This window comes from Stenotrophomonas sp. S4 (assembly GCF_054187805.2).
In genome coordinates this window covers 1,223,195-1,242,117 of the sequence record NZ_CM196188.1, presented here as the reverse complement: position 1 = coordinate 1,242,117, position 18,923 = coordinate 1,223,195, and the positions used below count along the sequence as shown (strand labels likewise).

Sequence of the window (18,923 nt, the reverse complement as noted above, 5' to 3'; positions counted from 1 at the left end):
GCGGCGGAAGGATCATCCGCCGCCCTGCCAGTTCAGGGCGCCTTGTCCTTGCCGGCCGCAGGTGCGGTCGTGGCGGTCTTGCCACCCAGGCTGCGCGCCAGGAACGCCAGCAGCTTGTCGTAGTACTCGCTGCGATGGGCCTCGGTATAGAAACCGTGGCCTTCGGTCTTGTAGTACAGGCTCTCCACCGGCGTGCCGGCACGCTTGAGCGCCGCTTCCATGCGCTCGGTGTGCTGGATCGGCGCGCGCTTGTCTTCGCCACCGGCCGCGAGGAACACCGGCACCTTGATCCGCTCGGCCAGGTTCACCGGCGACACCGCGCCCAGCTTGGCCGGATCCCCCAGCCATTCGCGCAGGTAGGTCACGCCTGAACCGCGGTCCTGGATGTCGCCACGGGTGTACATCATCGGCAGGTTGTAGACGCCGACATAGCCGGCCGCGCACTGGTACAACCCGGGCTCGCGGGCGGCCCCCATCATCGCCGAGTAGGCTCCGTAGCTGGCGCCATAGATGCAGATGCGACGGCCGTCGGCGATGCCTTCGCTGATCGCCCAGCGGGTGGCATCGGTGACGTCGTCCTGCATCGCCGCGCCCCACTGCTGCGCGCCGGCCTGGGTGTGGGCCCGGCCGTAGTTGCCCGAACCGCGGAAGTTGACCTGCAGCACGGCATAACCGGCGGCAGCCAGCATCTGCGTTTCGCGGTCGTACTGGCCGGAATCGAAGATGTCGAACGGGCCACCATGCGGCATTACCACCATCGGCAGGTTACGCCCGTCGCTGCCGGCCGGCAGGGTCAGGAAGCCATGCAGCGGCAGCCCGTCGCGGGCCTTCAGTGCAATCGGCTTCACGCTGGCGCTGCGGTCCACGTCGATCCAGTCGCTGCGGCTGATCAGGTGGTCAGCCTTGCGCGCCACCGTGTCGTACACGTAGAAATCGCCGGGATTGGTGCCCGACCAGGTTTCCACCAGCACGACACGGCCATCGCGGGTGCTGGAGGTGATGTAGACCGCGCCGCCGAAGGCCGCCTCCAGGCTGCGGTACAGCCGCGCATCGGCCGAACCTTCTTCGAAGAAGCGGGTGCGTGGCTTATCGCCTAGATACAGCGCGCCGACCGGCACATGGGTACCGGGCCGATGGATGATGCGGTACGGGTTGACCACCTCGTCGCGCAGCAGCGTGGCACGTTCGCCGGTCTGCGGATTCCAGCTGACGATCGCATCCGGCCCCTGGGTCTGCTCGACGTTGAGATAGGCCAGGTTGTCGTCGGCCGAGAAGCCGAGGGCGGTTTCGATGCGCTTGCTGACCGCCTCGTCGTTGATCAGCTTCCAGCTGTCACCGCTGCGGTCGCGGAAGTACAGCTTGTTGACGTTGTCGCTGCCCGAGCCGTGCACGAAGCGGACCTCGCCCGCGCCGTCGGTGGTGAACTCGCCGCGCCGTACCGGTGAGGACGCCACGCGCGAGCGACGACCACTGGTCACATCCATGCGATCGACGCGGGTGAACGGATCCTCGGCCAGCGGCCACACAGTGACCAGCACGTTGCGCTCGTCGCCCGGCAGGTCGTCGGCCAGGAAGGCGGCGACCGCCTCGACCTTCTTCGGCTGGATGCGGGTTCCCGGGCCGTTGCTCTCCACGCGGTAGCCCACCAGCAGTTCGCCACGGTTGCCGTTGGCGTCGATGGCATAGAGTTCGCCGGTGGGATTGGGCTGGTCGAGCGAACCCCACTTCTGGGCCAGGCCAATCAGCAGGCGCTCATTGCTGACCCAGTCGAATTCCTGCGCGTGGTTGCGGCTGGGTGGCCGGAAACTGCCGACCATCTGCTTGTCCTTCAACCGCAGCACGGCGATCGCGGTGGTGTCCTCCATCGGCACCGTTGCCGCCACGTATTCGCCCCCCGGCGAAATCTTGATGTCGGTGAAGGTCTCGCGACGCAGGTACTGCGTCAGGTCCACCGCCCCCACGCTGCCTGCGGCAACGCCCCCGATGACGGCCAGTGCGGCCGCCAGAATCGTCTTGTGCATCCTTCCCCTGCTCCTGTGGACACCTTGTCCTGGTGGCCGATTCTAGGCAGGGCCGTGCGTTTCCCGCCAGAGCCGGAAAAGACGACGGCACCGTTGCCGGTGCCGTCGTTGCCACTACCTTGGAGAGAGAGTCAGGACGTGGGTTCGGGGGGCGTGCGCCGGGTCAGTGGACCCCGCGCACCGCCAACATGAGGGCCAGGATGCTGAGGATCACGGCGATGGTGCCGTCGAGCACGCGCCAGGTGCTGGGCTTGGTGAACAGCGGCGCCAGCAGGCGCGCGCCGAGGCCCTGCGCCGTCAGCCACAGGCAGCTGGCAGTGACCACGCCAGCGGCGAAGGCCATGCGGGCGTTGCCGAAGTTCTCGGCGATGGAGCCGATCACCATCATGTCCAGCCAGAAGTGCGGATTGATCAGCGAGAAGCCGACCGCGGCCATCAGCACCGCGCGGCGGCTGCCGTCATCGCTGTCGGCCTCGCCCATGCCACCGCCACCGGCGATCGCACGGCGTGCCGACTTCATCGCATACCAGGCCAGGAACGCGACGCCGGTCCACAGCACGGCGGTGGTCAGCCACGGCAGCGCCGAAGTGAGCGTGCGCAGGCCGGCCACGCTGGCAAAGATGAAGATGGCATCGATGGCCGCACAGGTGGCGACCACCGGCACGATGTGCTTGCGCAGGATGCCCTGGCGCAGAATGAAGGCGCTCTGGGCCCCGACCACGGCGAACAGGCCGATGCCGGTGGCTGCACCAGAGAACCAGGCACCGAGGCCGGTGCTGGCGGAGATGACCGAGAACATGGGATTCACTGCCTTGTATTGCTGGGGGGACGGTGCCTCGCGAAGGCGGACAGCACCGGAACGAGCGCCATTGTCGCGCCGCAACATGAAAAAGACGAGCTAAACTTCCTAAACCAACATTAGCGGAACTTAATTCGATGCGTATCGACCATGCCCAGCTGCGCGCCCTGGCCGCAGTGATCCGCGAAGGCAGCTTCGACCGCGCCGCACACTCACTGAATGTCACGCCCTCGGCCATCTCGCAGCGGGTCAAGGCGCTGGAGGACCGGATCGGGCGCCTGCTGGTCAAGCGCGGCACCCCGGCCACCGCCACCGCCGAGGGCCAGCTGCTGGTGCAGCTGGCCGAGCAGACCGCCCTGCTCGAACACGATGCGCTGCACCGGATGGGCCTGGCCGACGAAGACCTGCCCCAGGCCAGCATCCCGGTGGCGGTGAACCACGACAGCCTGGAAACCTGGTTCCCGCAGGCCGCCGCGCAGTTCGCGCAGGGCACAGGCACCACGCTGGACCTGCGCGTGGAAGACCAGGACCACACCGTCGAACTGCTGCGCCAGGGCACGGTGCTGGGTGCGGTGACCACGCTGGACGAGCCGGTGCAGGGCTGCCAGATCCACGCGCTGGGCAGCATCCGTTACGCGGCGACCTGTACCCCCGAGTTCCGCGAGCGCCACTTCGCCAAGGGCGTGACCGCACAGGCGCTGGCGCAGGCACCGGTGCTGGTGTTCAACCGCAAGGACGAAATGCAGTCTCGCTTTGCCCGGCGCATGGCCGGCGACGACCTGCCCAGCACCGCGCCGACCTGGTGGATTCCCTCCACCCGCGCGTTCGTGCAGGCCAACCTGGGCGGCATGGGCTGGACCATGAATCCCCTGCCGCTGGTCAAGCGGCACCTGGACGCGGGCCGCCTGGTCTACGTACGCCAGCGCGCGTGGGAAGACGTGCCGCTGTACTGGCAGCACTGGAAGGGCGACGTGCAGACCATGGCCCTGCTGACCCGCGCGGTGCTGGATGCTTCCTCGGCACTGATCCGGCGCAAGCGCTGACGCATGGCGCAAAAAAGGGGACGGAGGGGATTAAGTCGTTCAAGGCCAATACGACATCCAAGGCAAATACGGCTTAATCCCCTCCGTCCCCTTTTTCGGGGTTCCATCGGATCTCCATCGAGCCTACACACCGGGTCCATGCGCGATGCGGATACTGGCGGGCCGACCATTACAAGGATGTCCGGCATGCCCGTGTACCTGCGCGATGCCCGCCCCGACGATGCCGCCGCCTGCATCGACCTGCGCGGGCGCACCCGCGAGAATGCCTTCAGTGCGGCGCAGCTGGCGGAACTGGGCATCACCGTGGACAGCTGGGCGGCCGGCATCGCCCATGGCGATTCGATCGGCCGCGTCGCCTGGGAGGGCGAGCGCATGGTCGGCTACTGCTTCGCCGACCGCGACAGCGGCGAGGTGCTGGTGCTGGCGCTGCTGCCGGAGTACGAGGGCCGCGGCATCGGCCGCCAGCTGCTGCAGGAAGTGGTCAGCCTGACCCGCGATGCTGGCCACCGGCGCCTGTTCCTGGCCTGCTCGGCCGACCCGCGTTCGCGCTCGCACGGCTTCTACCGCCGCCTGGGCTGGCGTCCGACCGGCGAGATCGATGAGGCCGGTGACGAGATCCTCGAGCTGGTCTGAGCCGGGCGTGGCCCGGCGCTTCGCGTGACCGTGCCGCGAAACGTCGGATGCTGCGTTGCATCAAAAACGGACCGGATCCGGTTAGAATCGCGGATGGATGCTGCAAGGCGTTGTTTCTTCACGCCCTTTCCCTGCCCCATGCGCATCCTGAACTCCTCCCCTCCGCCAACGATCCCGCCCCCATGAAGAAATTTGGCAAGGCCCTGCTCGCCCTGCTCGTGCTGCTGTTGCTGGCCGCCGCGCTGTTCCTGTACTGGCCGCTGACCCAGCGTTCGGTGCCCGCCGCCAGCAACGACAAGCCCGTCGATGTTGTGCTGGTCGGCGCCGGCATCATGAGCATCACCCTGGCCACCTACCTGCAGGAACTGCAGCCGGACTGGAACATCCAGGTCTACGAACGCCTCGACGGCGTCGCCGGCGAAAGCTCCGACGGCTGGAACAACGCCGGCACCGGCCATTCGGCGTTCGCCGAACTGAACTACACCCCGGAACTGCCCGACGGCAGTATCGAGACCAAGCGCGCGGTCGGCATCGCCGAATCGTTCGAGGTCTCGCGCCAGTTCTGGTCGCACCAGGTGAAGGAAGGCCGGCTGAGCCAGCCCAGCGACTTCATCAACCCGACCCCGCACATGAGCTTCGTCTGGGGCGATGACAACATCGCCTACCTGCACAAGCGCCAGCAGGCCCTGGTGAAGAACCCGCTGTTCTACGGCATGCAGTACTCCGAGGATCCGGCACAGATCAAGCAGTGGGCACCGCTGCTGATGGAAGGCCGTGACCCGAAGCAGAAGGTCGCCGCGACCTGGATGCCGCTCGGCACCGACGTCAACTTCGGTGTGATCACCCGCCAGCTGACCACCGGCCTGCAGCGCAGCCCGAACTTCAGCCTGCACCTCAACCATGAGGTGAGCGCGCTGCGGCAGAACGCCGACAAGAGCTGGAACGTGACGGTGAAGGACCTCAAGGCCGGCACCGAGACGACCACCCACACCCGCTTCGTGTTCATCGGTGCCGGTGGCGCCGCGCTGAAACTGCTGCAGATGTCGGGCATTCCGGAATCGAAGGACTACGCCGGTTTCCCGGTGGGCGGCCAGTTCCTCGCCTTCCAGGGCCAGGACGTGACCTCGCGCCATGGCGTGAAGGCCTACGGCATGGCCGAGACCGGCTCGCCGCCGATGTCGGTGCCGCACCTGGATGCGCGCAAGCTGGACGGCAAGCCGGTGGTCCTGTTCGGGCCGTTCGCGCTGTACAGCACCAAGTTCCTCAAGCACGGCTCGTGGTGGGACCTGTACTCCTCGGTCACCCACAACAACGTCGGCCCGATGCTGGAAGTGGGCAAGGACAACCTGGACCTGGTGCAGTACCTGATGGGCCAGGCACGCTTGAACGATGCCGACCGCCAGGCCGAACTGGTCAAGTACTTCCCCAATGCCAAGCCGGGCGACTGGAAGCTGGTCACCGCCGGCCAGCGCGTGCAGATCATCAAGCGTGATCCGCTGAAGGGCCCGGTGCTGCAGTTCGGTACCGAGATCGTGACCGACAAGGACCACACCATCGCCGCCCTGCTCGGCGCCTCGCCGGGTGCGTCGACCTCGCCGCCGATCATGCTGGACCTGATGGCCAAGGCCTTCCCGGACCAGATGAAGGCCGGCTGGGAAACCCGCCTGCGCGAGATCGTGCCGTCGTACGGGCGCAAGCTCAACGACAGCGCCGCGCTGGTGAACGAGATCCGCACGCTGACCAGCCAGACCCTGCACCTGCCGTACCTGGAGGTGCCGGTGGACGCCGATGCGGCGGCTCCTGCCCCGGCGGTAGTGCCGGCGCCGGCCAAGGAAAAGCGCAACGCCAACGAGGAACTGCAGGCGCTGTAAGCCCGCGCGTTCCCTTCGATGCAGACGGACGGCCACCTTCGGGTGGCCGTTCGTTTTTGTGCGCGGCGGGTCGGATCCCTCCCGCACGGGAGGGCTCTGACCTGCGCCTGGGCGCCGATGATGGGGTCAGAGCCCATTGCCTGCGGCAACGGGATCCGACCCCGGCCCGCCACCGCTCTGCGCCGGGAAGCCCCTGTACAATGACGCGAATTGTAATGTTGTTAAGAATTATTTACATTTGCATCCTGCGCAGTGACCGCGCCTCTCCCAGATGGACCTGACCGTACCCGAAGCCGCCGCCCCGGGTTCTGGACGACTGTCGCCGCCCTCCCCGCCTCCACGTTTCGAGCCCACCATGTCCCTGACCTTCCATACCCGCCTGCCCCGCCGCGCGCTGCTGCCGGCTGCCCTGCTTTCGTCGCTGGCGCTGCTGGCCACGCCCAGCGCGTTCGCTGCCGCCGATGGCGCGGCCGACGCCAAGACCCTGGACCGGGTGAGCGTGCGTGCCGAGCAGTCGGCGCCGCCGGCCAGTACCACGCGCCTGCCGATCACCCTGCAGGAAACCCCGCAGTCGGCCACCGCGATCAGCCTGCAGCGCCTGCAGGACGAATCACTGTTCAGCATCAACGATGTGATGCGCAACGTCACCGGCGTCAGCGTGTCCTTCTATGACACGCAGCGCCCGCTGTACTACGCGCGTGGCTTTGCCATCACCGACTTCCAGGTCGATGGCATTCCCACCTACAGCGGCTCCACCAACCAGGAGTACGACACCGCCTTCTACGACCGCATCGAAGTGATCCGAGGTGCCAACGGCCTGCTCAGCGGCGCCGGCGTGCCGTCGGCCACGGTCAACCTGCTGCGCAAGCGCCCGGGCAAGGAATTCGACGCGTCGTTCGCGGTCAGCGCCGGCAGCTGGGACTACCGCCGCATGGAGGCCGATGTAACCGCGCCACTGACCGATGACGGCCGCTTCCGCAGCCGCGTGGTCGCCGCCTACACCGACCGCGGGCTGTATTACGACCGCTACAAGGAAAACAAGATGGCCGGCATGGCGGTGCTGGAAGGCGATGTCACCGACAGCACCACGGTCACCGTCGGCTACCAGACCCAGGACAACAACCCGACCGGTTCGACCTGGGGCACCGTGGCGTTCTTCGACAACCAGGGCAACTTCGCCCATCTGGCGCGCTCGACCAACCTGTCGCCGAAGTGGAGCTACTGGAAGCGCGAGAGCAGCACCGCCTTCGCCAACCTGGAACAGCGTTTCGGCGACAACTGGCTGCTGAAGATCAACACCGCCTACACCCGCGGCAACGTGCAGAACGTGCGCCTGTACGGCACCGGCAACCCGGACCCGGTGACCGGCTCGGGCATCTACCTGCGTGCCGCCGCCGGTGATTCGAAGGACACCCGCCGCAATGTCGATGCCTACCTGACCGGCAGCTTCCCGCTGTTCGGCCGCGACCATGACCTCACCGTCGGCGCGCAATGGTCGGACCTGGAAGGCACCACCAACACCCTGGCACTGAACTTCCCGGGCGACTGGGCAACCTGCGGGCGTGAGCGCTGCTACTACATCCCCAACGTGTTCAACTGGAACGGCGACATCTCCGAGGTGACCTACACCCGCACCGGTGCGCGCCGCGTGGCCAGGACCACGCAGAGCGGCGTCTACCTGGCCACCCGCCTGCGCCTGGCAGATCCGCTGTCGCTGATTGCCGGTGCACGCCTGAGCCGCTGGGAAACGCTCAGCCGCTCGTACAACGCCGCAGGCGTCTACACCGGCACCAGCGGTGCCTACAAGGTGAGCGATGAAGTCACCCCGTACGTGGGCCTGGTCTACGAGATCACGCCGAACGTGTCGGCCTATGCCAGCTACACCGAGATCTTCAATCCGCAGAACTACAAGGACCGCAACGAGAACCTGCTGGCGCCGGTACAGGGCTCGAACCTGGAAGCGGGCATCAAGACGCAGTGGTTCAATGGCCGCCTGACGGCCAATGCGGCGGTGTTCGAAGCCAAGCAGGACAACTACGCGGTGCGCGACATGAGCGTGCCGGAAGGCACGCTGAGTGATGGCAGCTCGGCCTACATCGGCATCAACGGCACCAAGGCGCGCGGCTGGGAGATGGACGTCAACGGCGAGATCCTGCCGGGCTGGACGGTCAATGCCGGCTACACCCACGTCAAGGTGACCCGCGCCGCCACCGACCTGCTGTACGCCAATCCGCCCGAGGACCTGCTGCAACTCAACACCCAGCTGCAGCTGCGCGGCGCACTCAAGCGCCTGAGCATCGGCGGTGGCGTGCAGTGGCAGAGCAAGGTGCAGGGCTACAACATCGCCTACCCGCTGGGAGGCACGGTGACGGTGAACCAGCCGGCCTACTCACTGGTGCAGTTCAACGCCAACTACCGCATCAGCGACAACTGGACCGCGACCCTGAGCGTGCGCAACGCGCTGGACAAGACCTACTGGGCCAACCTGGACTACAACAACTTCGGCGAGCCGCGCTTCGTGTCGGCCAGCCTGCGCTGGAAGTTCTGAGCGACCCGCGACCCGGTGGGTGCCTGGTGGGTGCCGACCGTTGGTCGGCACGCCCTCCGCCACGACCCACGGTCGTGGCCTATCTGAATGGGCCCGCCTCCGCGCGGGCCCTTTCATTTGCTGCAGCGCGGGTTGCACAGCCATCATAATTATGCCGTAATTATTTCAACGCCAATCGGAAGCTGGTCGATGAACCCGAGCTGGGATACGTTGGAACGCAGCCGCCAGGCCCGCCTGCAGCGGGCCGCGCCGTGGGCCCGGGGCCGCGAGGTTGCTGCCAGCGACGTCGGCGAACTGCTGCATGCGCTGCTGGAACCCGGCGACAAGGTCTGCCTGGAGGGCAACAACCAGAAGCAGGCCGATTTCCTCGCCCAGGCCCTGGCCGCCCTCGACCCGGCGCGGGTGCATGACCTGCACATGGTGCAGTCGGTACTGTCGCTGCCCTCGCACCTGGACGTGTTCGAGCGCGGCATCGCCTCGAAACTGGACTTCTCGTTCTCCGGCCCGCAATCGGTGCGTCTGGCCAACCTGGTGGCCGAGGGCCGCATCCAGATCGGCGCCATCCACACCTACCTGGAGTTGTTCGGCCGCTATTTCATCGACCTGACCCCGCGCGTGGCCCTGGTCGCAGCACAGGCCGCAGATCGGCACGGCAACCTGTACACCGGGCCGAATACCGAAGACACCCCGGTGATCGTCGAGGCCACGGCGTTTGGTGGCGGCATCGTCATCGCCCAGGTCAACGAGATCGTCGACACTCTCCCCCGCGTCGATATTCCTGCGGACTGGGTCAACTTCGTGGTGCAGGCGCCGAAGCCGAACCACATCGAACCGCTGTTCACCCGCGACCCGGCGCAGATCTCCGAGATCCAGGTGCTGATGGCGATGATGGCGATCAAGGGCATCTACGCCGAGTACGGCGTGAACCGCCTCAATCATGGCATCGGCTTCGACACGGCCGCCATCGAACTGCTGCTGCCAACCTACGCCGAATCGCTCGGGCTGAAGGGAAAGATCTGCCAGCACTGGGCGCTCAATCCACACCCGGCACTGATTCCGGCGATCGAATCGGGCTTCGTCAAGTCGGTGCATTCGTTCGGTTCCGAACTGGGCATGGAGAAGTACATCGCCGCGCGCAGCGATGTGTTCTTCACCGGTGCCGATGGCTCGATGCGCTCCAACCGCGCGTTCTCGCAAACCGCCGGCCTGTATGCATGTGACATGTTCATCGGCTCCACCCTGCAGATCGACCTGCAGGGCAACAGTTCCACTGCCACCCGCGACCGCATCGCCGGCTTCGGCGGCGCACCGAACATGGGCTCGGATGCTCGCGGCCGCCGCCACGCCAGCGACGCCTGGATCAAGGCCGGCCAGCAGGCCGCGCGCCCCGGTGAGATGCCGCGTGGCCGCAAGCTGGTGGTGCAGATGGTGGAAACCTTCCGCGAGCACATGGCACCGGCCTTCGTCGAACGCCTGGATGCCTGGGAACTGGCCGAACGCGCGGACATGCCGCTGCCGCCGGTGATGATCTACGGCGACGACGTCAGCCATGTGCTGACCGAGGAAGGCATCGCCAACCTGCTGTTGTGCCGCAGCCCGGAAGAACGCGAACAGGCGATCCGCGGCGTGTCCGGCTATACCGCCGTGGGCCTGGGACGCGACCGCGCGATGGTGGAGAACCTGCGCGACCGCGGCGTCATCCGCCGCCCGGATGACCTGGGCATCTCCGTTCGCGATGCCAGCCGCGACCTGCTGGCGGCACGTTCGGTGAAGGACCTGGTGCGCTGGTCCGGCGGCCTGTACGACCCGCCCAAGCGCTTCCGCAACTGGTAAGGGGCTGAGCATGGAAACCCTCGACTATCGATTCGAAGGACGGACCCCGGTGCAGTTCCCGCGCGATGCGGTACTGGTCGGCGTACTGGCCTCGGGCAACCTGGAAATCCTGCTGGAACCGGCCGCACTGGACGGCGCGATGACGGTGCGCATCATCACCGCCGCGCGGGGCTTTGGCCGCGTCTGGGAAGCGGTGATCGGCGATTTCGCACAGCGCCATCCGCTGCGCGATGTACGCATCTCGATCAACGACGCCGGCGCCACCCCGGCGGTGGTCAGCCTACGCCTGGACCAGGCGGTGGAAACGCTGCTCGCGGGAGATGCACGATGAACCCGAAGCAGCGCCACAGCTACTACGAAGCCGATGCACGCGAGCGCATCGCCGGCCTGGCCGACGCCGGCTCGTTCCGTGAATTCCTCGGCCCGGCGCGGCGGATGATGAGCCCGCACCTGGCACAGCTCGACCAGCCCGCGGCGTTCGACGACGGTATCGTTGTCGGCGAAGCCACACTGCGCGGCCGACGCGTGCTGCTGGCCGCACAGCAGGGTGAATTCATGGGCGGCGGCGTGGGCGAGGTGCACGGCGCCAAGTTGACCGGGCTGCTGCACCGTGCAGCGGAAACCCGACCTGACGGTGTGCTGCTGCTGCTCGATACCGGCGGCGTGCGCCTGCACGAAGCCAACGCGGGATTGATTGCCATTTCCGAGATAATGCGCGCCACGCTGGACGCGCGCGCTGCAGGCGTGCCGGTGGTGGCGCTGATCGGCAGCGGCAACGGCGCATTCGGTGGCATGGGCATCGTCGCCCGCTGCTGCAGCACGGTGGTCATGTCCGAGGAAGGCCGGCTGTCACTGTCCGGGCCGGAAGTAATCGAGACCGTGCGTGGTGTGGAAGAGTTCGATTCCCGCGATCGCGCGCTGGTCTGGCGCGTAACGGGAGGCAAGCACCGCTACCTGATCGACCAGGCACAGGTGCTGGTGCCCGATGCCATCGAGGCCTTTGCACAAGCGGCATCCGATGCCCTGCAGCCGGACACCGCCAGCAGCGATGCCGATGTGGCATTGAGTGCCCTGCAGGCTCGCCATGCCGCACTGAAGGCGCGCGTGCAGGCGTGGGGCGGGTGCCGCGATGGTCTTGAGATCTGGTCGCTGCAGGGCATCACCGAACCCGAGCGCCTGCCGCTGCTGGACACCGACGATTTCCTCGCCGCCACCGCCGATCGGAGCCTGCCATGAGCCTTCCGCTGCACGCGCTGCTCGATGCCCTGTTCCCGCGTGGTCACGCCGTTGCCGTGGAGGACTCGGCACTGACCGGAACCGCCACCACCGACGACGGCGAGGTGACCGTGATCGGCACCGCCGACAAACTCGAGGTGGGCGTGGACCACGCACTGGCACTGGCCGACACCGTGCTGGCCAGCACCGCCGCGCATCCACAGCGTCCGATCGTGATGCTGGTCGACACCGCCGGCCAACGCCTGGCACGCCGTGATGAACTGCTCGGCATCAACGGTTACTTCGCGCACCTGGCGCAGACGCTGGATCTGGCACGCCGACGGGGTGCACGGCTGGTGACCCTGGTCTATGGCGAGTCGGTCAGCGGCGGCTTCCTGTCGTTCGGCTTGATGGCCGACCACATCCACGCCCTGCCCGACGCGCAGGTGCGGGTGATGGACCTGCGCGCGATGGCCCGGGTGACCAAGCAGCCGCTGGAGAAACTGCAGGCGCTGAGCCAGACCTCGCCGGTGTTCGCACCGGGCGTGGAGAACTACGTGGCGATGGGTGCGGTGGAATCGCTATGGGATGGCGATCTGGCCACGCACCTGCTTCAGGCGCTGCGCACGCCCGCCGAAGACGACCGCCGCGCCGCGCGGGGTGCTGAACGCGGTGGGCGCACACTATCCGCAAACGTGGCTGCAGCCGTGAGCCAGGGCGATGCCTGAGCGGCTGCCCCGCCACATGCTGGTCTGGCTGTCAGCGCACGCCGGCTGGCAGGCGGACACCTCTGCGCACGAGCCGCGCCTGGTCGACTGGTTTGCGCAGGGTCTGCCGGCCATCGTCGCCCGGCGCGCCGCCGACGATGCCGATCCGCGCCTGCGCCTCGGCGTACCGCTGCCGCCCACCGAGGGCAAACTGCGCCTGGCCCTGCGCGTGCCGGCACGCGATGTGCTGCGCACCGCGCCGCCACCGACACTTCAGACGGTGCTGGAAAGCGACCTTGTGCAGGATTGGCAGCGCCCCCTGCAGGCACTGCAGGACATCGCAGCGGCACGCGTATTCGGAGCGTTTGCCTGGCAGTACCTCACTGGACTGCACTATGTGCACGCGCGCTCGGACATCGATCTGCTGTGGCGGATCGACACCACCGCGCAGGCCGATGCCCTGGCTGCAGAGCTGCAGGCATGGGAAGCCGGATACGGTCGCCGGGTCGATGGCGAGCTGTGCCTGGCCGACGGCGCCGCCGTGAACTGGCGGGAGTACGCGGGACGCGGCCGCGAGATACTGGTCAAGCGCCCGGAAGGCGCCGCACTGGAACTGCGCGAGTCCGTGTTCGCCCCCGCCGGGGTGAGCGCATGAACGCCGTCGCGCAACCGATTGTCCGGCCGGCAGCGGCCGTGGACTGCGCGCGCCTGGGGCGCCTCGCCGTTGCCAGCCTGCATGCAGAACTGGCCCTGGCACCCAAACCGGGACTGGTCACACCGTTCGACCGCGGCAGCCATCACGACATGGATGCGGGCACGTTCCTGCGCAGCCTGTTCGCGCTGCGCCACTATTTCATCGCCGTGGCCCACCTCGGTGCAGCCGGGGCGGACTTCGATGCGCTGCGCCGGTGTGGCATCGCCGCCGAAGCGGCGATGCTGCGCGCGACCGCGGGCATCAACACCCATCGTGGCGCGGTCTTCAGCCTCGGCCTGCTGGTGGCGGCCGCCGCGGCCTGCCGCTCCCGCCTGGGCCATGCCGCCACCGGTGAGCAGGTCTGCCTGGAGGTACGTCGTTGGGCTGCGGATTTCGCACGGGCACCGCTGGATGCAGGCAGCCCGGGCCAGCGTGCGCGCGCTCTGCACAACGTGCCAGGCGTGCGCGAACAGGCCGCCGCCGGTTATCCGCTGTTGCGCGAGGTGGCGCTGCCCAGCCTGCGCCACGCGCTGGCCAGTGGCCTGCCACGCGAAGCCGCGATGTGCCACACGTTGATGCAGCTGGTCGCACACACCGACGACCTCAACCTGCTGCATCGCGGTGGTGCGGAAGGCCTGCGCTGGGCGCGGCAGCAGGCCCACCGCTTCCTGGCCGAAGGTGGTGCCTTCGCACACGATTGGCAGCCACGCCTGCAGCACATTGCCGATGCCTTCGTTGCGCGTCACCTGAGCCCCGGTGGCAGCGCCGACCTGCTTGCCTGCAGCCTGTTCCTGTTGCAGCAGGAGGGCACATGAGCCTTGCCCTGCTCTGCCCCGGACAGGGCGCGCAACATGCGGCGATGTTCGATCGCGTGCGCGACCTTGCCAGCGCGCGGCCGCTGCTCGATGCCACGGGCGAACTACTGGGCCGCGATGTATTCGCCGCCGCGGCGGCCGGCGACCGTTTCGACAATGTGCAGGCCCAGCCCTTGCTGTGCGCGGCCAGCCTGGCGCATTGGCAGGGCCTGCGCGACATCTTGCCAACACCGACGGTGATCGCGGGCTACAGCATCGGCGAGCTCGCCGCGCATGCCATCGCCGGCAGCTTCGATGCCACCACCTGCCTGGCCCTGTCCGCGCAGCGCGCGCGCCTGATGGATGCCGCAACCCCGGAAGATGCCGGGCTCCAGGCAGTCCTGGGACTGGACCGCACTGCCGCGCAGCGCTTGTGCGATGCGCATGGTGCCTTCATCGCGATCGCCAATGGCCACGACCACTTCATCGTAGGCGGCGCACGGCCGTCGCTGCACGCGTTGGCGCTAGACGCGCAGGCGTGCGGCGCGGAAATCCGTCCCTTGCCGGTCCATGTGCCCGCGCACACGCCGCTGCTGGCCAGCGCAGTGGCACCGTTTGCCGCCGCACTGGACGCTGCGCAGGTGCAGGCGCCGCGGCTGCCCCTGCTGGCCGGCGTCGATGCCCGCCCAGTGCGGGATCGCGCTGCAGTGGTGCACACGCTGTCGGCGCAGCTGGCACAGACCATCGAATGGGCGCAGGTGATGCGCCAGGCCTTCGAGCGTGGCGCGCGGGTGTTCCTGCAGCTGGGCCCGGGCAACGCCTTGGCGCGCATGGTCGCGCCGGCCTATCCGTGCTGCGAAGTACGCGCGGTGGAAGAGTTCCAGAGCCTTGAAGGCGCCGCGACCTGGGTCCGCAGTGCGCTGGATCGGCTGCAGTAACGGGTTCGAGCAGTACGTATCACGCAACACGCCGTACGTCGCCTTACCCCGGGATGGCGGGTCTCCATCCGCGCTGTACGTGAGTCACGTGTCTGGGAGGGCGCATGAGTCCACAAATCGCAACGATCATCGGTCTGGTGATCATGTTCATCGTCGCCACCGCCATGCCGATCAACATGGGAGCCGTCGCCTTCGCGCTGGCCTTCATCATCGGCGGGCTGTGGGTCGACATGGGGGGCAAGGAGGTCCTGGCCGGCTTTCCCGGCGATCTGTTCCTGACCCTGGTCGGCATCACCTATCTGTTCGCCATCGCGCAGAAGAACGGCACCATCGACCTGCTGGTGCACTGGGCGGTGAAAGCGGTGCGCGGCCATATCGTGGCCATTCCGTGGGTGATGTTCGTGATCACCGCGGTCCTCACCGCGTTCGGTGCGCTGGGCCCGGCGGCGGTTGCGATCATCGGCCCGGTCGCCCTGCGCTTTGCCAAGCAGTACAACATCAACCCGCTGATGATGGGATTGCTGGTCATCCATGGCGCGCAGGCGGGTGGCTTCTCGCCGATCAGCGTGTACGGCAGCATCACCAACGGCGTGGTGCAGAAGGCCGGGCTGGAAGTCACCGAGATGGCGGTGTTCCTGACCAGCCTGGGCTTCAACTTCATGATGGCGACGATCTGCTTCTTCGCCTTTGGTGGCATCGCGCTGCTGCGCCGCGGCTCGATCACCGCAGCAGGAACGCTCGGCACTGCCGAACTGGCGATGGCCGGTGGCCCGCAGGCGTCGTCGCGGCAATTCGCGATCGAAGGCCATGGCGCGCTGGTCGCAGCAGGCGGCGGCACGCTCAGCAATGATCCGGCGGCACTGGATGCGGTGAGCCTGACCCGCGAGCGGTTGTTCACCCTGATCGGCCTGCTGGGCCTGGGCGTGGCGGCGTTGATCTACAACCTCAACGTTGGCCTGGTCTCGATCACCGTGGCGGTAGCACTGGCGTTGTTGTCCCCGCAGAGCCAGAAGGGTGCGGTCGATGGCATCAGCTGGTCCACCGTGCTGCTGATCTGCGGCGTGGTGACCTACATCGGCGTGCTGGAACATGCCGGCGCGGTGGACTTCATCGGCAACGGTGTCTCCGACATCGGCATCCCGCTGCTCGGAGCGCTGCTGGTCTGCTACGTCGGCGGCATCGTTTCCGCATTCGCCTCATCGGCAGCGGTGCTGGGCGCGACGATTCCACTGGCGGTGCCGTTCCTGATGCAGGGCCACCTCAGCGCCGCCGGCGTGATCTGCGCGCTGGCGGTGTCATCCACCATCGTCGATGTCAGCCCGTTCTCGACCAATGGCGCACTGGTGGTGGCCTCGGCAGCGAAGGAAGAGCGCGAGACCCTGTTCCGCCGCTTCCTGGTCTACAGCGGCCTGGTGGTGGCGCTCGGACCGCTGCTGGCCTGGCTGGTGTTCGTGGTGCCAGGCTGGATGTAACCACCCGACGGTAGTGCCGGCCGCTGGCCGGCAATCTCATGACGCCATCCAGCGATCATGGGTTGCCGGCCAGCGGGCGGCACTACCTGGCGGTACACTTCCACCATGGCCATTGCCCCTGCCCCGCGGTCACCGAAGAAGCGCGCGCCCCTGTATGAAGAGGTGGCCGAACACGTGCGCGAGCGCATCTACGATTACCGGCTGCCGCCGGGCGAGTGGATCGACGAGCCCGCGCTGTGCGAAGAACTGGGCATCAGCCGCACACCGCTGCGCGAGGCGCTGAAGCTGCTGGCCGCCGAAGGCCTGGTGCAGATCGATGCCGGTCGTGGCAGCCGGGTCACCCGGTTGACGCTGGAAGACCTCAACCAGCTGTTCCCGGTGATGGCGATGCTGGAAGGCCGTTGCGCGCATGAGGCGGTGAAGCACATCGACGACGCTGGCGTGCAGCAGCTGGAAGACCTGCATGCAGCGATGGAAGCGGCGGCGGCCGAAGGCAACATCGCCGAGTACTACCGCAACAACTACCTGATCCACGAAACCGTGCAGCACTACGCGGGCAACCCGTGGCTGATCCGCATCACCCACGACCTGCACCGCATCCTGAAGATGCATCGTGGCCGCCAGCTGTTGACGCCGGGCCGCACCGCGCAGTCGCTGGCCGAACACCGCGAGCTGATGGAATGCTTCCGCCGCCGCGACGCGCAGGCTGCCGAACGCACCATGGAACGCCATCTGCTCAGCCAGGGCCAGGCACTGGCCGCCTATGTGGCGGCGGGCGGGCTGCTGAACGTACCAGCGCCGTTGCCGACCGAAGGCGGCGGCTGAGCGGGCTGTCGTCGCCTTTGTAGAGTCGAGCCATGCTCGACTGCTTTTCGATCAGGCATCGCGGCGTTGGAACGAAGGGCAGTCGAGCATGGCTCGACTCTACAGAGGCCTCAATCGCCGCAGCTGCCGCCGTCACCGCCACCACCATCACTGCTGCAGTCGGCGCTGTGGCTGTGATGGCTGTGGTTGTCACCGGAATAGCCACCTGAGCTGTCGTAGCTTGCGCCGCCCTCCCCACGGCTGCCGGAGCCATCGGCCGTGGCCACCACCATGCACAGGATCGCGCCGACCAGCGGCAGCAGCCAGACCAGCAGCAGCTGCACCACCCGGCCGCCCGCCGACAGACCGTCGCGCTGCGCGATCACCACGGTGGCCACCACGTTCAGGCCCAGCACCAGCAGGACCAGCACTACCGCGAGGATCAGCATAGGGAGGCTCCGTGCCTGGACGGGGGCATTATGGCCCGCCGCCCCGGCAATGGCCCTGCCTGTCATGAAGATGGGACAATGTAGGGCGCGCCGGCCTGCCCCGTGGCCGCCGGCGCCCCCCGCACCACACGGAAGAAGAAGAACAACAACATGCTGAAAGTCATTTTCGATACCGACCCGGGCGTCGACGACGCCCTGGCCCTGCTGTACCTGCACAAGCACGCCCAGATCGACCTGATCGGCGTCACCACCACCTTCGGCAATGCCTCGGTGGAGTCGACCACCCACAACGCGCTGTACCTGAAGCAGGCCTGGGGCTTTGCCGCCCCGGTCGCGCGCGGCGCCGAAGGCCCGCTGCAGCCGGAAGCCACCCCGGAAGCCTGGCCGGTGCACATCCACGGCCACAACGGGCTGGGCAACCACCCGGTGCCGGCCAGCCTGGACGTGGCTGCCGATGTGCGCCCGGCCCATCAGCTGATCATCGACCTGGTCCGCGCCCATCCGGGCGAAGTGACCCTGGTCGCGGTCGGCCGCATGACCAACCTGGCCCTGGCCCTGCAGCAGGCCCCGGACATCGCCGGCCTGGTGCGCGGCGTGGTGATCATGGGTGGCGCCTTCCACGTCAACGGCAACATCACCCCGGCCGCCGAGGCCAACATCTGGGGCGATGCAGAAGCGGCCGACGTGGTGTTCACCGCCACCTGGCCGGTCACCGCGATCGGCCTGGACGTGACCACCCGCGTGGAAATGGACCGTGACGGCCTGGACACGCTGGCTGCGATCGGCGGTGCCGATGCCGAGCTGGTGCGTGCGCTGTCGCAGGATTACGTGGACTTCTACCTGCAGGCCGGCCACAAGGGCATGGTCGTGCACGACTGCTGCGCCTGCATCGCGTTGACCCGCCCGGAACTGTTCCAGTTCGAGCGCGCCAGCGTGCGCGTGGCCACCGACGGCGTCGCCCGCGGCATGACCATTCCCAAGCCGGAAGGCCTGGCGTTCGGCCCCAGCGTGTGGGACGGCCACGTGGTGCAGTCGATTGCCATCGGCGTGGATGCGGCCGCAGTACTGGCCGACATCGAGCAGACCCTGAAGGTCTGACCCG

Annotated in this window: 17 protein-coding genes; 14 read left to right on the top strand and 3 right to left on the bottom strand. The window is 67.6% G+C overall.

All coding sequences use genetic code 11. The features are described from left to right. Positions 1 to 32: 32 nt before the first annotated feature. Together ACUZUJ_RS05730 and ACUZUJ_RS05725 are read right to left on the bottom strand one after the other, a co-directional pair. Entirely contained in the window at positions 33 to 2,021 is a 1,989-nt protein-coding gene (locus ACUZUJ_RS05730) for an alpha/beta hydrolase family protein (protein WP_510468071.1), read from the bottom strand. 163 nt (positions 2,022 to 2,184) lie between these two features. Continuing rightward, on the bottom strand, positions 2,185 to 2,820 hold the full coding sequence (locus ACUZUJ_RS05725; RefSeq protein WP_005415673.1) for a LysE/ArgO family amino acid transporter: 636 nt from the start codon (positions 2,818 to 2,820) through the stop codon (positions 2,185 to 2,187). 137 nt (positions 2,821 to 2,957) lie between these two features. On the opposite strand from ACUZUJ_RS05725, the gene ACUZUJ_RS05720 reads away from it, so the two are divergent. The 13 genes from ACUZUJ_RS05720 to ACUZUJ_RS05660 all read left to right on the top strand — a co-directional run bounded on the left by ACUZUJ_RS05720 (position 2,958) and on the right by ACUZUJ_RS05660 (position 17,393). After that, positions 2,958 to 3,863, top strand: a complete 906-nt coding sequence (locus tag ACUZUJ_RS05720) for a LysR family transcriptional regulator ArgP (protein WP_014036348.1) — start codon at positions 2,958 to 2,960, stop codon at positions 3,861 to 3,863. 186 nt (positions 3,864 to 4,049) lie between these two features. Continuing rightward, positions 4,050 to 4,496 carry a GNAT family N-acetyltransferase gene (locus tag ACUZUJ_RS05715; RefSeq protein ID WP_458220387.1) on the top strand — a complete coding sequence of 149 codons (447 nt, stop codon included), beginning with the start codon at positions 4,050 to 4,052 and terminating at the stop codon, positions 4,494 to 4,496. Positions 4,497 to 4,678: 182 nt separating this feature from the next. Then, entirely contained in the window at positions 4,679 to 6,367 is a 1,689-nt protein-coding gene (gene mqo, locus ACUZUJ_RS05710) for a malate dehydrogenase (quinone) (protein ID WP_458220386.1), read from the top strand. A gap of 355 nt (positions 6,368 to 6,722) precedes the next feature. Beyond that, positions 6,723 to 8,915 (top strand): TonB-dependent siderophore receptor, encoded by a 2,193-nt coding sequence (locus ACUZUJ_RS05705; RefSeq protein WP_458220385.1) that lies wholly within the window; start codon positions 6,723 to 6,725, stop codon positions 8,913 to 8,915. Positions 8,916 to 9,104: 189 nt separating this feature from the next. Next, on the top strand, positions 9,105 to 10,748 hold the full coding sequence (gene mdcA, locus ACUZUJ_RS05700; protein ID WP_458220384.1) for a malonate decarboxylase subunit alpha: 1,644 nt from the start codon (positions 9,105 to 9,107) through the stop codon (positions 10,746 to 10,748). 10 nt (positions 10,749 to 10,758) lie between these two features. Continuing rightward, positions 10,759 to 11,079: a malonate decarboxylase acyl carrier protein gene (gene mdcC / locus ACUZUJ_RS05695; protein ID WP_458220383.1), complete on the top strand. Its 321-nt coding sequence runs from the start codon at positions 10,759 to 10,761 to the stop codon at positions 11,077 to 11,079. Continuing rightward, entirely contained in the window at positions 11,076 to 11,984 is a 909-nt protein-coding gene (locus ACUZUJ_RS05690) for a biotin-independent malonate decarboxylase subunit beta (protein ID WP_458220382.1), read from the top strand. Before mdcC ends, ACUZUJ_RS05690 begins: the two co-directional genes overlap by 4 nt. Next, a complete protein-coding gene (gene mdcE / locus ACUZUJ_RS05685) occupies positions 11,981 to 12,691 on the top strand; it encodes a biotin-independent malonate decarboxylase subunit gamma (protein ID WP_458220381.1) in 711 nt (236 codons plus the stop codon). Before ACUZUJ_RS05690 ends, mdcE begins: the two co-directional genes overlap by 4 nt. Then, positions 12,684 to 13,325, top strand: coding sequence for a malonate decarboxylase holo-[acyl-carrier-protein] synthase (mdcG, locus tag ACUZUJ_RS05680; RefSeq protein ID WP_458220380.1), 642 nt, complete (start codon positions 12,684 to 12,686; stop codon positions 13,323 to 13,325). Before mdcE ends, mdcG begins: the two co-directional genes overlap by 8 nt. After that, entirely contained in the window at positions 13,322 to 14,179 is an 858-nt protein-coding gene (gene mdcB / locus ACUZUJ_RS05675) for a triphosphoribosyl-dephospho-CoA synthase MdcB (RefSeq protein ID WP_458220379.1), read from the top strand. The genes mdcG and mdcB overlap by 4 nt, the downstream gene beginning before the upstream one ends. After that, positions 14,176 to 15,096, top strand: coding sequence for a malonate decarboxylase subunit epsilon (gene mdcH, locus ACUZUJ_RS05670; RefSeq protein ID WP_458220378.1), 921 nt, complete (start codon positions 14,176 to 14,178; stop codon positions 15,094 to 15,096). The genes mdcB and mdcH overlap by 4 nt, the downstream gene beginning before the upstream one ends. A gap of 104 nt (positions 15,097 to 15,200) precedes the next feature. Continuing rightward, positions 15,201 to 16,568, top strand: a complete 1,368-nt coding sequence (locus ACUZUJ_RS05665) for an SLC13 family permease (RefSeq protein WP_135966079.1) — start codon at positions 15,201 to 15,203, stop codon at positions 16,566 to 16,568. 105 nt (positions 16,569 to 16,673) lie between these two features. Continuing rightward, on the top strand, positions 16,674 to 17,393 hold the full coding sequence (locus tag ACUZUJ_RS05660) for a GntR family transcriptional regulator (protein WP_012510388.1): 720 nt from the start codon (positions 16,674 to 16,676) through the stop codon (positions 17,391 to 17,393). Between the two features lie 110 nt (positions 17,394 to 17,503). Here ACUZUJ_RS05660 and ACUZUJ_RS05655 read toward each other — a convergent pair whose 3' ends face one another. After that, positions 17,504 to 17,821 (bottom strand): hypothetical protein, encoded by a 318-nt coding sequence (locus tag ACUZUJ_RS05655; protein WP_458220377.1) that lies wholly within the window; start codon positions 17,819 to 17,821, stop codon positions 17,504 to 17,506. Between the two features lie 150 nt (positions 17,822 to 17,971). Here ACUZUJ_RS05655 and ACUZUJ_RS05650 point away from each other — a divergent pair, with 150 nt between their 5' ends. Further along, the gene (locus ACUZUJ_RS05650; RefSeq protein ID WP_458220376.1) at positions 17,972 to 18,919 is read left to right on the top strand and encodes a nucleoside hydrolase; all 948 of its coding nucleotides are present in this window, start codon (positions 17,972 to 17,974) and stop codon (positions 18,917 to 18,919) included. Positions 18,920 to 18,923: the final 4 nt, after the last annotated feature.